Source organism: Allopusillimonas soli, assembly GCF_004153445.1.
GTDB classification, from domain to species: Bacteria; Pseudomonadota; Gammaproteobacteria; order Burkholderiales; family Burkholderiaceae_B; genus Allopusillimonas; species Allopusillimonas soli.
Genome location: NZ_SDQC01000001.1, coordinates 573,746 through 587,008 on the forward strand (window position 1 = coordinate 573,746; position 13,263 = coordinate 587,008).

Consider the following 13,263-nt stretch of genomic DNA (forward strand, 5'->3'; position numbering starts at 1 on the left):
TTCTCCTTAGATTTGTGCCAGGCCGCCGTCGACGGCGACCTCACTGGCGGTCATAAAGCTGCTGTCCTGTGACGCGAGAAAGGCAGCCGCCGCCCCGAGCTCCGCCGGTTCGGCCATACGCTGAAGCGGATTCATCGAGGCGAAGACCTTCATGCCTTCTTCGCCTACCGCTTCTTTCGCGAGCTCGGTCGCCGTCGGTCCGGGCGACAGCACATTTACCCGGATACCAGTGCCCTTCAGGTCCTGTGCCCAAGCCCGTGCGAGGTTGCGTACTGCCGCCTTGCTCGCGCTGTAGGTGCTGAATGCCGGGGCGCCCGTCGTACCGGCGCTTGACCCGGTCAAGATGATCGAGCCGCCCTGGCCCATCAACGGCAGCGCCTTCTGGACCGTGAAAATCGAACCCTTCACATTGGTGTCGAAGGTTTCATCAACCTGCTCGCCTGTGATCTTGCCGAGCGGAAGCAGGCTTCCCGTCCCGGCATTGGCGAAGACGATGTCGAGCGTTCCGCGCTCGGCCTTCACCGCCGCATATAAGCGGTCGAGGTCGTCCGGATCGGAGACCGAGCCCTTCACCGCGCGTGCATTGGGCCCGAGGTCGGCCAAGGCGGCGTCGAGCGCTTCCTGCCGGCGGCCAAAGATGAAGACGAAGGCGCCCTCGTCAATAAAGCGCTTTGCCGCGGCATGGCCGATGCCGGTGGCGCCACCGGTGATCACAGCGGTCTTTCCATTCAGTCTGTTCATGATGTATTGCCGAATTGGCGTCCTTTGTTGAAACAAGAAAGCAGTCTAGACCCCTTGACTAATCAATACAATTGACGAAAAATTTCTAAATTCAATCTAATTTTTAGATCTATATGCTAGACAATGTCACCATCAACCAACTGCGTGCGTTCGTTGCAGTATGCGATCAGGGGAGCTTTTCAGGTGCGGCGCGGAAACTCAGCCGCGCGCAGTCAGCCATCAGCCATGCGATCAAGGCGCTAGAAAGCGCATTTGATGTCGAGTTGTTCGAGCGAAATACACGGAAGGCGCAGCTTACTGCGGCAGGGCACAGCCTTTTGCCGGACGCGCGGGCGGTGATCTCGCGCACGGAGGAGATGAAGAACCGTGCCAGCTCGATCGCCAAAGCCGGAGCGCCACAGGTTTCAGTCGCGATCGATGCCTACTTTCCTCGCGCCCATCTGATCGACTGCTTGTGGACACTGCAAGCGGAGTTCAGCACCGCAGCGATCAACCTGCGAATCACGACCATGCAAGGCGGCGAGAACCTGGTGCTCGAAAGAGTGTGCGCCCTGGCCGTCACGATCGAGAACGTGCCGGAGGTGAATCCGGATGCCATAGAACGCCACTGGCTTTGCGAGGCGGAGATGGTGACGGTATGCGCACCATCCCATCCACTGGCTTCGACACCAAAACCCATCCCGATGGACGAGTTTGGTAGACATGTTCAGATCGTCGTCACGGACAACCAGCCGGGAGCGGAAAAGACCCAACAGGGCGTCGCTGGCAAGCGCCAGTGGCTGGTCAATGATCTAGGCGCCAAGCGTGACCTTCTCAAGGCCAGTCTCGGCTGGGGGCACTTGCCACGGCACCTCGTTGACAAGGACCTGGTGAGCGGACAGCTCGTCGAGCTTGAACGTCGCGCCTGGCACATCGGTTCGCTCACGTTCATGATCTCGCAACGGCGAGGATATGACCTCTCTCCATATGAGTCGCGGATGGTCGAGCTCCTTGGCGCACCGCATACTGCTCGCGGGCGAACGCCCGCAAAGTAGATCGACGACAGTCTGCTTTCGAGGATGAGCAATGACCGCTTAGGGTCTGAAGCGGCCATCAACACAAAATTCTTATTTCACTCTATTATGGACAAATTATATCTATATAGACCATAATAGCGAACATGCCACGCAAACCACCTATCGTCTTCCCTCAAGAACAGCGTCTCCTATCCGCTCTGGGAGAGCGGCTGCGCCTTGCCCGTAAGCGACGCAAGCTAAGCAATGCCGTCGTCGCACAACGAGCAGGAATTTCAAGGACCACCTTGTACAAGGTTGAGGCGGGTGATCCAGGGGCCACGCTGGGGTCCTATGTTCGGGTTCTGGCCGTGCTAGGTCTTGAGGGCGACCTCAATCAGCTTGGGGCCGACGACAGAGTTGGTCGGAAATTGCAGGATCTGGAGCTTGAACCAGCTCCCAGGCGCCGCACGGCCACCCGTACCAAAGCGATCAAACCTTCGCCAGCCTCAAACAACGAGAAATCGCCATGAGCGCGCAGGACAATACCCTGGAAGTCTGGTTGGATGATAATCTCGGCCCTGCACGCCAGGTCGGCACGCTTGCCCATGATCGCGGCCAGATCCGCTTCCATTACGAACGCGATTGGCTGAAGGATCCGCGCGCCTTCGCACTGGACCCCGATCTCTCTCTCGACGAGCACCCCTTCTTTCCCAAGCCTGAGCTAGGCAACTTCGGCATTTTCCTGGACTCATCGCCCGACCGTTGGGGACAAACCCTGATGAAACGGCGCGAGGCGTTGCTGGCCAAAGATGAGAAACGCCCTCCTCGGACGCTATATGCCTGGGACTTCCTCATCGGCGTGCAAGATCTCACCCGCCAGGGTGCGCTACGCTTTCGTCGACCCGATACAGAAGCGTTTCTTGGCGACGAGAAAATGGCGGCCCCGCCGGTGACAACGCTACGAGAGTTGGAAGCCGTGGCCTACCAACTCAGCAACCGGCGTATCGACGACCTAGATGCGCTACGAAAGTGGCTCGCCGTACTCGTCGCACCTGGCGCATCTTTGGGCGGAGCCAGGCCAAAGGCCAACTTTACCGAGACCGACGGCTCACTCTGGATCGGCAAGTTCCCAGCCAGGGATGATGATCGAGACGTCGGCGCTTGGGAGTATGTCGTTCACCAACTCGCGCAAGAAGCGGGGATAGACGTACCACCTGCGAAACTCATCAAGTTAAACAACGACTTCCATACTTTCTGCGTTCAAAGGTTCGATCGCACCAACGGTTCGCGACGCTTCTATGCCTCGGCGATGACATTGCTTCGCAAGACTCAAAGTGAAGGTACAAGCTATCTGGAATTGGCGCAGTTCATTCGCGCTCAGGGTGATGCCGAGCATGCAGATGCAGACTTGGAACAGCTATTCCGGCGCGTGACGTTCAACGTCGCGGTTGGCAACCGCGATGACCACCTTCGCAATCACGGATTCGTGCTTGGCGAGACCGGGTGGAGACTCGCGCCCGCTTTTGACGTCAATCCGAATATCGACAAGGCGGAACATGTCTTGAACATTGACGACGTCGACAATCGACCTAGCCTAGAGACGGTCCTCAGCACGGCCGCTTTTTATGGAATGGACGATGTGCAAGCTCAGCAAATTGTGGATGAGATAGTCATGGTTGTCGATCGTTGGCAGGACGCTGCTCGTCGGATGCGCATTAGCCGTGCGGATATTGATTTGACCGCAGGGGCGTTCTCGGCACAAAAAGCATAGAAAAGAAGGCTGCCGCGCGGACGTCTGCTTTCTGCTCTTCGCGAATGCCCATTTTCGACCCGTTTCAGCCTTGGCTGGGCAAGAATTCAACGCCCGGAAGCTGTCACTCAACGGACAGCGAAAACGATTCAAAGAAACAGCCGTAATGGGTTGCTGCTCCTAGGTGAATCGACTTTCCTTATAGGTTCCTCTCGATTTGAGAGCTATCTTGCTAGAAATCATCGATCCGTGGATCCGGCAGGTCATAACATGGGTGCAGGTATGCGCGGTACTATTCGACTCAAAAATAGGAGCAAGAGAGAGCAGAGATGGCAGCTATGAGCACCGAGATCGAAATCGCCTATCGCAAGCTGAAAAGCTACGTCTATTACGATAAGACCGATTTACGCCTGCGTGAGCAACTGGCCAAGTTCGAATGTTCGGACAAGTTCGAGGCCAATCTAGAGGCCGTGCAGCAGGTTGCGGACGCTGCTAATCCTGCGATAGACCGACGATTCAAGCGCTGGCTGCGGCAGATCGATTGTCGTGTCGTGCCGAAGAAGCTTGGCCCCCCACGGTCCGCGGCCTTGGCTGAGAATGAGGCCACTGGCAAGTTCATCACCAATGTCACCTCGGCGCCATCCGTCGACATAGAGACCGTCAACTACTTCTTCGACGGACCGATTGAACTGCACCTGATAGCTGTGCTCTGGTTAATCCGAGAAGGCCGGCACCTGGATGCGAAGTTCGTTCCCGAGTGCTGCGGGTCTAGGTTGTCGCCGAAGCTTCACGAAGAGAACGACTATTCGCTTCAACTCTTCACGAAATACCATGAGCAGTATTCGCGCTGGCGTGACAGCGGCATACGGAAGGCAAAGCAGTTGCTGGTGGAGGAGCAGCGCAACGTCGCAATCCTTGGCCTAGACTTGAGGGAGTACTTCTATAGGGTGGACCTCGACTTCGGCGAGGTACGAGAGGCACTCCGGGCGGCAGGATCATTAGGGGGGGAGAGTGCACTTCTCGATTGCATCGAAGCAATTGGCAAGGCGTATCGCACTCGCATCGCGCCGCTCTTGGCGCGGACGCATCCCGACCTTGCCAAATCGGAGGGCGGTCTGCCAATCGGACTGTGCTCATCCCTGGTGCTCGCAAACTGGTATCTGCAGGATTTTGATGTGGCGGTGTTGAAGTCGGTTAGGCCGGCCTACTATGGTCGCTACGTCGATGACATCCTGTTGGTGGTGCCAACCAGCCAGAACCCGAACAAGTGTGATAAGAATCCGGTCGCGGCATTCATGAACGAGCTTCTTGTTCGCTCTCATTTGCTTAAATCGCCAGTCAATGGCGTCTATCACCTGCGCGAGCGCCCCACGCTTCAATTGCAGCAGTCCAAGTGCATCCTGCAGTACTTCGACGCGCGCCACTCAATCGCCGGACTGGAAAAATTCAAGAAGAAGCTGGAGCAAAACGGTAGCGACTTCCTCCTCCTGCCGGTCGACGAGGCCGATAATTCGATGGAGGACGTGGCCTACGAGCTTCTTTATGAGGGCTCGGTCAACAAATTTAGAAGCGTCAAGGGCGTTGCGGAGAATCGCTACGAGCTGGCAAAGCACCTCGCGCGCCAGACCATCCTTCATTTGGTGACTGATGACCCACCGGATCGAAAGGTGAGTCAGGGTCTGCAGAACTTCTTCAAGGGACGCTGTGCGATTGAGTACTTCGACTTGTGGGAGCGTGTTTTCACGTTGTTGGGAATCGCCGAAGACAAGGCTACAGCGAAGGCGTTCTTGATGCAGTTGAAGGCCGAGATTCGCAGGGTACGGCACCCAGACAATCAGGTCACGCAAGAACTTGTTTCCAACCTTGAACAGCATTTGAAGCTGGCACTGGCGCTCTCAGACTCCGTCTGCAAGGAAGACATTGAGCTGTCGGACCTTATGGAAGACGTTCCCTCGGAGGAGTTCCGGCGGGCAAACTTGCTCCGTCACCACTTCGTCAAGGCGCCGCTGCTGAACTTCACCACGTACACCGGGCCTTTGAATGAGCGAACGCTGAAGACCCCGGCCAGACGCGATCGGCACAAGCTAGTTTGGACGCCGAGATTTCTGAACTTTGACGAATGCATGTTGCTTGCCTACAGCGGCAACGTTCAGCTTGGCAAAGCAACGCCGTTCGATTTTGCCTGCAGTGTCTTTGAGGCAGCCAACCGCCATGCGCCCACTGGTGTCACATGGGTCGACGGCGGAGATATGGCTGATTTGATCGAAGAGGGGGGGAGAGTCTGATGGATGCCCACCAATTCGACGAGGTGACGGTAGGCGTTGGGGCAACCGACCTGCATGATTCCATTCAGATCGCATTGGCTAACGTGCCAGTCGACGGGAAAGACATCGAGGCGAGTTACTTGGGCTCGCCCAAGCTCGGACGAGCGCGTTTGAAGCCGGTCACCACATTGCTGAACGAAGTCTCCCGGTATCGCACTGCATCCAAGCGGAAAGTTGATCTTATTGTTTTCCCCGAGGTGAGCGTTCCACACGCATGGGAAGGCATGTTGGCCGCTTGGGCGCGTAGGCATCGGATCGGCGTAGTTTGTGGCCTTGAGCACCGCATCGACCACAAAGGCCAAGCGCTCAATGAGGTTCTTGCTTTGCTGCCGTACCAAACCGTCAGTGGGCACTGGGCATGCGTTCCAGTTCGGCGCCTGAAGCGCTTCTATTCGCCAGCGGAGGAATTCATCCTCAAGAACGAACACTTGGTCGTGCCCAAGCCCAAGAGCAGCCGATATCACTTGTTCAGGTGGCGAGGCGCGAGCTTCGCCATATACAACTGCTTCGAACTTGCTTCGATTGAAGATCGGGCGATCTTCAAAGGACACGTTGATTTCATCGTGGCCACAGAGTTCAACCGCGATACGAGCTACTTCTCGAACATCGTCGAGGCAGCTGCACGCGACCTACACTGCTACATCGTCCAAGTCAATGATTCCGGCTTCGGCGACTCGCGGGTTGTCTCCCCTTCCAAGTCTGACTTCATGAACCCAGTGCGCATCAAGGGGGGTGACAATCTAACGTTCGTCACCATGTCACTAGACCTCTCTGCCTTGCGATCACACCAGCGCAAGGGATACGGCCTGCAAAAGGAGGCAAAGGAGTTCAAGCCAACACCGCCTGACTTCCCCATCGCGGCATTGAAAAAGCGTATCGCTCTTGGAAAGTAGGGGTTCTACTAGGGTGAATTACCCTAGGGTCGGTAGAGACATTTGAGCTTTACCTTCCTGCTCGAAAGGTGCTGCTCACCAGAGGTGGCTTCTGGCCGATTGTAATCAAAGCTAAAAGAGCTGAAATGGACCCAAAGCAGTCTTCAATGTCTCCTAATGCTGCCGATCAGAGGATCATTGGTTCGCTTCTGTTACATTTCTCGCAAGATTGTTCTTGCCCTAGAGTTGGTACGCTAGCCGCGCGAGTATCGTGGCTGCCATGGCAATGTACACTTGTACCTATCGTTCGCAGCTGAGCTAGATAGCAAGTCGTACTCGATACTTTGGTCAGTCTAATTTAGACCGCAAACGCAGATATGCGCCTGCGGTACCCAGAGGCCTACATTACTCTAATGACACCGTCAAAAATCATAGGTGATCTTGTGGACTCCGCCATCGGCGCAAAGGCACATTACGAAATCTGGTGGGCGCAGGCAAGCGAAGCCAAGCCACATCTGTTGCGCGTCATGAATGCCCACAGTGATTTCTTCCGAGCCTCTTACAACGCGCACTACACGGCTTTCTTCGTACATTTTGCGCACCTTTTTGACCCGAGACCAGACTCGTCATCGATCCCCACATACTTTTCGGCTATTCGCGCAACGGCTGATCCAATGGTGCTAGCAGCGCTCGAGGCGGAGTTCGAAAATCTGTTTGTGCGAGCACGTCCACTCGTCATCGCGAGACACAAGACCGTCGCTCATGTGGATGCGCGGCTTACGGAGAAGGATGTGTTTGCCCCACTAAAAATCACCTGGAACGAAGTGCGAGACATCATCTACGAATCAGTTCAGTTCGTTGCGAAACTCGCATCCTCAGATAGTGGAAGTCTAGGCATTCCGCGAGACAGACGACTCATTGAGGTCACGTTAAAGATGATCCGAGCGCTCGACAAGTCGGATATCTAACCGGTCGTTACCTGACGCCAGATTCGGGTCTCCAGCGCGACAAGGCTGAGCACCCCGTCAGCAGTCGTTCCCGTCGGCCAGTAATCGCCCCTGAGCTGCCTCACGCGCTGTTGTGCTGGGCTGGTCGCAAGCTGACGTGAAAGGTCGAGGCAAGGCTTAACTCGAGACTGCAACAATGTGTCTTGCGCGCTCAAACAGCTCGTCGAAGGTCAATATTTCAGGCGAGGACAGGTTGCGCCTGAAGAGCTCGAACGAGGAAAATTTGTCCTCGTTGATATCAACCTTGCCTTGAAATTCGGAGAGCGAACCGATCAGCAGGAAAGAACGTGGTCGATAAAGGTACAGCTTCTCGCCCGTTCGCTCTCCAGAGCCGTCCTTGGGCTCCAATCTTTCGCTCAACGAATACAACGCCTTTTGCACGCCGCGCTGCAACTGCGCAATAGCACCCGTTACCTCATCTGACACCTGCCAGGCCTCCGACCGATATGGGTCGGCGACCCTCTTTAGTAACGGCGTTTTGTGTGTCTTGATTTCACCGAACGACAACGTATTTACCAATCCCTGCGACTTTAGCAAGGAGTCAACACGTTTGCCTGAGCTCGCAACGTCATATCCCTTAACAACTTGTTCTAGCTTTTTCCCCTCGAGCGGAGCATTCAGCACGTAGTTAAGGCCGTATCCAAGAATCCATATGTTGGTCTCGACGAAGTCCTGCCAGACATCTTCTGGTCGAGCATTTGGCTTCAGATACTTCTGGCAGTTTTCAAAGTAAACATCGTCGGTGAGAAGCTTCTCGAAATCCATCAACGCAAGTTTGCGTCTATTCAACTCATTTATGTCTTCGGCGTGAACTTCCATCAGCCGTAGCGCTGCTCCGAGCTTGGGTTCGGAGACAAGACGTTCGACAACAAAAAGTAGTTCGTCCTTACCTAGTTGCGCCAAGCTGCCACCTTGGCGGAGCCGCTCAGCAACTTCCGTAAGCCCTACCTCCTCCAAAGCCAAATAGGCTGCTTCCGCACGTTCGAAGCTAACGCGCTCTTCGAATTGTCTTTGCTCTGCCCATTGCTCTTTCATGCGTCCCATTTCTTCCTCCTATCTTGGTCATTGAGTATCGGCGAGGAACACCGGATGTGATCCCAAATTGTTACCGTCGACAGAAGTTTAGTGGTCGGTTCAATCTGCAGTTGGCGCGAACACCTTTCGACCGTTGTCGGCTTGATAGCTTGCCCGAAAGCCGTCCTTGGTGGCCGTCTGCTCATGGCCGTTCGCAGACGCTCATTACTGAGCGCCTCTTCCTCAACCTAGATCCGCTCACGAACAAAGCATACAGCTCAAACTAGTAAACAAAGGCGTCAGAGACTGACAGTTATATCGGCCCCCAATATGCGTAGCAATTCCAGCATTCATGTTCTCCGTCGGATCCTGCATGGCTTTTTGCCAACAAGCGTCCATAGGAGATGACGCATAAACTCCCAACCGCTGTGAAGTCCGATCACCCCGCCAAACCATCTCCGCCACCCCTTGCAAATGCACAATAAGATGCCGGCTCGCCGCCTCCACCTCACCCCGCTCGAGCAGATCCAGCCGATTCGCCCAGTCCTGCATCATCACCCTTCTCTGCTCCACGTACTGCGCATAGCTGTAGATCGCACTGATCCGATTCGGATCCACATGCGACAACTGCGCATCTACCCATACTCGCGGATACCCAATCTCATTCAACGCCGTTGACATCGTCGCGCGCAACCCATGTCCGGTGAGCCGCCCGTCATACCCCGTGCGCTTCAACGCAAAGTTAACGGTGTTTTCACTCATACGATCCGTCAATCGCACCGCGCCTGCGAACAGGTACTTCTGTGCAGGCTTGAAATCATTCAACATCTGGCGAACGATCGCCTGTGCCTGAGTCGATAAGGGCACAATATATGCCGGCAGTTCACCCTATTAATGGACTGAAAAATGTACTTGTTTGGAGTGGCTGTAGGTAGATTTCCCTGGATGTCAGTGGACACCCATAAGGAGGAAATTTCCTTTTGGATCAAAAACTTGATCACTCAGTGGCCAGCCATGGCTTTCCTTGGCCTTCAGTGTGGAGCGGGTGAAGGGAATCGAACCCTCGTATGCAGCTTGGGAAGCTGCCGTTCTACCATTGAACTACACCCGCGCTGGGGATTGGCATTATAGCGCCTGGCACGATCATTGCAGGGAAGCAGTCCGCCTTACGGCTTTCCCGGGCGCATCGCATTAAAATGCCGGCCATGAACAATCAAACACATCCTACCGACGAGCACAGTCCGCCGCCGGACGAAAAACAGCCCCTCTCCACCGGCGCAGCAGGCGATGACGACACGACGCAGATTCGTACCTCCTCGGCGCCATCCGGGTCCAGCCATATCCGCAGTTTCGTTCACCGACGCGCGCACATAACGCCCGGGCAGAAGGAAGCGCTTGACCGTCTGCTGCCGCAATGGTCCATTCCTTACCAGACCAGCGTGCTGGACCTGGCCCAGACATTTGGTCGCCAGGCCCCCACTGTGCTGGAGATCGGGTTTGGCATGGGCGAAACTACTCATGCCATCGCCGCACGGCGTCCCGAGGACAACTTCCTGGGCGTTGAAGTGTTCAACGCCGGTGTGGGTGCGCTGCTCAAGCGCATAGACGGCTCGGATGTGCGGAATATCCGCATTATTCAGCACGATGCTGTTGAGGTCGTGCGCGACATGATCGCGCCCGGCACCCTGGCTGGCGTGCATATTTACTTTCCTGACCCGTGGCCGAAAAAGCGCCACCACAAGCGCCGGCTTGTGCAGCCGCCGTTTATTGCCCTGTTGGCCAGCCGGCTGGCGCCCGGCGGTTATATTCACTGCGCCACCGACTGGGAAAATTATGCCGAGCAAATGCTCGACGTATTGAGTGCGGAGCCCCTGCTGGCCAATACCGCGAACGGCTATGCGCCGCGCCCGGATTTCCGCCCCCAGACCAAGTTCGAAACGCGTGGACTGCGCCTGGGACACGGGGTATGGGATCTTATTTTCCAGCGCACAAGTCAGGCAGCCCCGGCCGCTTGAGTGGGCGCCTGCGTTTCGATGACAGTTGCCGGAGGCGTGAGCCCCTGCCCGTCCCAAGAACAGCCCATTCATTCGTACAAGGATCGAATATGTACCCTGAAATACAACCCTATAAACATGGCTATCTGGACACCGGGGATGGCCACAAGGTTTATTGGGAACTCAGCGGGAACCCGCAAGGCAAGCCCACAATCTTCCTGCACGGCGGCCCAGGCGGCGGGTGCTCGCCCACACACCGGCGTCTTTTCGATCCCGCCGTCTACAACATCCTGCTGTTTGATCAGCGCGGCTGCGGCAGGTCTACCCCGCATGCCAGCCTGGAAAACAATACGACCTGGCATCTCGTGGCCGATATCGAGCGTCTGCGCAAGGAAGTCCTGAAAACGGAAAAGCTGCAGGTATTCGGCGGATCGTGGGGCTCAACGCTGGCGCTGGCCTATGCCGAAACACATCCCGAACGCGTCAGCGAACTCATTGTGCGGGGGATTTTCACCCTTCGCCAGGAGGAACTCCATTGGTTCTATCAGGAGGGCGCATCCTGGTTGTTTCCCGATCTCTGGGAGGGTTTTCTTGCACCCATCCCCGACGCCGAGCGCGGCGATCTCATCAATGCATACCACCGCCGCCTGACGGGCACCGACCGCGCGGAGCAGATCAAGGCCGCACATGCTTGGACACGGTGGGAGAGCCACACCATTACGCTGCTGCCCAGCGCCTCCCATGTACAGGCGCTGTCGGCCGATGACACGGCGCTGGCTTTTGCCCGCATCGAGAACCACTATTTCGTCAATAAAGGCTTCATGGATGAAGGGCAGCTCATACGCGATGCCCACAAGCTTGCCGGCATACCCGGCGTCATCGTGCAAGGCCGCTACGACGCCTGCACACCCGCACGTACCGCATGGGATCTGCACAAAGCCTGGCCGCAGGCGGAGTTCCAGCTGATCCAGGATGCCGGCCACGCGTTCGACGAGCCCGGCATCCTGGCGCGCCTGATTGCCGCGACGGACCAATTCAGGACCTGATCACGCCCGACGCTGCCATGCCGGAGCGGTGCTGGACCGCGTTGTTCATTCATATCTCATGAATAGTATAATCATACAATATTACTAATATGAAGCATATGAAAAGGAGCAGTACATGGCGCCGCTGACAGCTTCCACCCCGGACACGGTCGTATCCCTGGCGCTGGCACGCTTCATCCAGGAGACCCGCTGGGACGCGGTACCCCAAGGCGTCCGTCATGAGATCAAGCGCGCCTTGATGAACTATTTCGCGGTGGCGCTGGCTGGCAGTTCGGACCCCACAATCGAAAAAGCCGTACACACTTACGGCCGGTTTTCGTCGGCAAATGATGCAACACTGGCAGGCCGTGCCGAACGGATGGATGTTCTGAATGCATCAGCCCTCAATGCCATGAGCGCCAACGTCTTTGATTTCGACGACACGCATATCCCCACCATTATTCATCCCACGGCGCCCGTGGCGGCCGTCCTGTTTGCCTTGAGCGAAACCACCCGGATATCCGGTCCAGCCTTCATGCTTGCCCTGCTTCTGGGCATCGAGGCCGAGTGCCGGATCGGGATGGCCATCTCTCCCTTTCACTATGGGAAGGGATGGCACATCACCTCCACCTGCGGTGTCTTCGGTTCGGCCATGGCTACCGGCAAAATCCTGGGATTGACCGATACGCAGCTTTGCTGGGCACTGGGCACCGCAAGCGGCCAGGCTGGCGGGATGGTGGAAACGCTGGGTACGATGGCGAAAAGTGTCAGCGTGGGCAATGCGGCCCGCAACGGCCTGCTCGCCGCCTTGCTGGCGCAAGAGAATTTCGATGGTCCAATCGCCCCGCTGGAAGGCAAATACGGATTCCTGCGCGTTTTCGGAAACGAGCCCGACCTCGGCATGATCACAGCAAGGCTTGGCCAGGCATGGGAAATCGAGAAAACCGCCTATAAGCCCTACCCTTGCGGCGTCGTGCTGAATCCGGTGCTGGATGCCTGCCTGGCGCTGGCGGAGAGGCCGGAAATGCAGCATATCGATATGTCGGACATTGAATCCATCGAACTGACCGGCCACCCCTTGCTGCGACAGCGCACCGACCGGCCTGGCGCCCGCAACGGCCGTGAATCCCAGGTCAGCGCCCAGCATGCCGTCCCCATTGCGTTGCTGCGCAGGCGGGCGGGCCTTGAGGAATTTTCAGATCAGGCCGTCAGCGACGCCGATGTGAGAGCGCTGGGCCGGCGCATCCGGTTTCAGGACGACGAATACATGTCCATCGACGCGGCGGTCGTGACGCTGCGCCTGCGCGGCATGGCGCCCATTGAGCAGCGTGTGGATGTCGCGCGTGGTGCCCTGGAGAATCCTCTGACGGATGTAGCGCTTGAAGCTAAATTGCGCGATCTCTGCCGGTACGGGAGATCGGGATGCGATGCGGACCGCATCATCGATGCCGTCTGGCATATCGACAGCACCGAAGACGCGGGCAGCGTGATTCGCCTGGCCGCCGCGCCGCAGGCTGCGCGGCGCTGAGGGCCAAAACTGC

Annotated in this window: 11 protein-coding genes, 1 tRNA gene and 1 pseudogene; 9 read left to right on the forward strand and 4 right to left on the reverse strand. The window is 56.8% G+C overall.

Annotated elements, in window-relative coordinates; translation table 11 throughout:
* Nucleotides 1-6 precede the first annotated feature (6 nt).
* Nucleotides 7-741, reverse strand: coding sequence for an SDR family NAD(P)-dependent oxidoreductase (locus tag ERD78_RS02740; RefSeq protein ID WP_129967727.1), 735 nt, complete (start codon nucleotides 739-741; stop codon nucleotides 7-9).
* A 113-nt stretch (nucleotides 742-854) separates the two neighbouring features.
* Here ERD78_RS02740 and ERD78_RS02745 point away from each other — a divergent pair, with 113 nt between their 5' ends.
* From ERD78_RS02745 to ERD78_RS02770, 6 genes are all read left to right on the forward strand, one after another.
* Nucleotides 855-1,775: a LysR family transcriptional regulator gene (locus ERD78_RS02745; protein ID WP_129967728.1), complete on the forward strand. Its 921-nt coding sequence runs from the start codon at nucleotides 855-857 to the stop codon at nucleotides 1,773-1,775.
* A gap of 125 nt (nucleotides 1,776-1,900) precedes the next feature.
* On the forward strand, nucleotides 1,901-2,266 hold the full coding sequence (locus tag ERD78_RS02750) for a helix-turn-helix domain-containing protein (protein ID WP_129967729.1): 366 nt from the start codon (nucleotides 1,901-1,903) through the stop codon (nucleotides 2,264-2,266).
* The gene (locus ERD78_RS02755; protein WP_129967730.1) at nucleotides 2,263-3,507 is read left to right on the forward strand and encodes a type II toxin-antitoxin system HipA family toxin; all 1,245 of its coding nucleotides are present in this window, start codon (nucleotides 2,263-2,265) and stop codon (nucleotides 3,505-3,507) included. The genes ERD78_RS02750 and ERD78_RS02755 overlap by 4 nt, the downstream gene beginning before the upstream one ends.
* Before the next feature lie 317 nt (nucleotides 3,508-3,824).
* Nucleotides 3,825-5,771, forward strand: a complete 1,947-nt coding sequence (locus tag ERD78_RS02760) for an RNA-directed DNA polymerase (RefSeq protein WP_129967731.1) — start codon at nucleotides 3,825-3,827, stop codon at nucleotides 5,769-5,771.
* Nucleotides 5,771-6,703, forward strand: coding sequence for a carbon-nitrogen hydrolase family protein (locus tag ERD78_RS02765; protein ID WP_129967732.1), 933 nt, complete (start codon nucleotides 5,771-5,773; stop codon nucleotides 6,701-6,703). Before ERD78_RS02760 ends, ERD78_RS02765 begins: the two co-directional genes overlap by 1 nt.
* A gap of 422 nt (nucleotides 6,704-7,125) precedes the next feature.
* On the forward strand, nucleotides 7,126-7,650 hold the full coding sequence (locus ERD78_RS02770; RefSeq protein WP_129967733.1) for an AbiU2 domain-containing protein: 525 nt from the start codon (nucleotides 7,126-7,128) through the stop codon (nucleotides 7,648-7,650).
* A 156-nt stretch (nucleotides 7,651-7,806) separates the two neighbouring features.
* Here ERD78_RS02770 and ERD78_RS02775 read toward each other — a convergent pair whose 3' ends face one another.
* From ERD78_RS02775 to ERD78_RS02785, 3 genes and pseudogenes are all read right to left on the reverse strand, one after another.
* Nucleotides 7,807-8,733, reverse strand: a complete 927-nt coding sequence (locus tag ERD78_RS02775) for a Shedu immune nuclease family protein (protein WP_129967734.1) — start codon at nucleotides 8,731-8,733, stop codon at nucleotides 7,807-7,809.
* A 432-nt stretch (nucleotides 8,734-9,165) separates the two neighbouring features.
* Nucleotides 9,166-9,588 (reverse strand): annotated as a pseudogene (locus tag ERD78_RS19975) (tyrosine-type recombinase/integrase); the annotation flags it as partial.
* 152 nt (nucleotides 9,589-9,740) lie between these two features.
* Nucleotides 9,741-9,814 (reverse strand) — tRNA-Gly (locus tag ERD78_RS02785).
* A 94-nt stretch (nucleotides 9,815-9,908) separates the two neighbouring features.
* Between ERD78_RS02785 and trmB the strand changes: the two genes are divergently transcribed.
* The 3 genes from trmB to ERD78_RS02800 all read left to right on the forward strand — a co-directional run bounded on the left by trmB (nucleotide 9,909) and on the right by ERD78_RS02800 (nucleotide 13,250).
* Nucleotides 9,909-10,718 carry a tRNA (guanosine(46)-N7)-methyltransferase TrmB gene (gene trmB / locus ERD78_RS02790; protein WP_129967735.1) on the forward strand — a complete coding sequence of 270 codons (810 nt, stop codon included), beginning with the start codon at nucleotides 9,909-9,911 and terminating at the stop codon, nucleotides 10,716-10,718.
* 89 nt (nucleotides 10,719-10,807) lie between these two features.
* Complete coding sequence (pip, locus tag ERD78_RS02795) at nucleotides 10,808-11,743, forward strand: prolyl aminopeptidase (protein WP_129967736.1); 936 nt, start codon at nucleotides 10,808-10,810, stop codon at nucleotides 11,741-11,743.
* Between the two features lie 115 nt (nucleotides 11,744-11,858).
* A complete protein-coding gene (locus ERD78_RS02800; protein ID WP_129967737.1) occupies nucleotides 11,859-13,250 on the forward strand; it encodes an MmgE/PrpD family protein in 1,392 nt (463 codons plus the stop codon).
* Nucleotides 13,251-13,263: the final 13 nt, after the last annotated feature.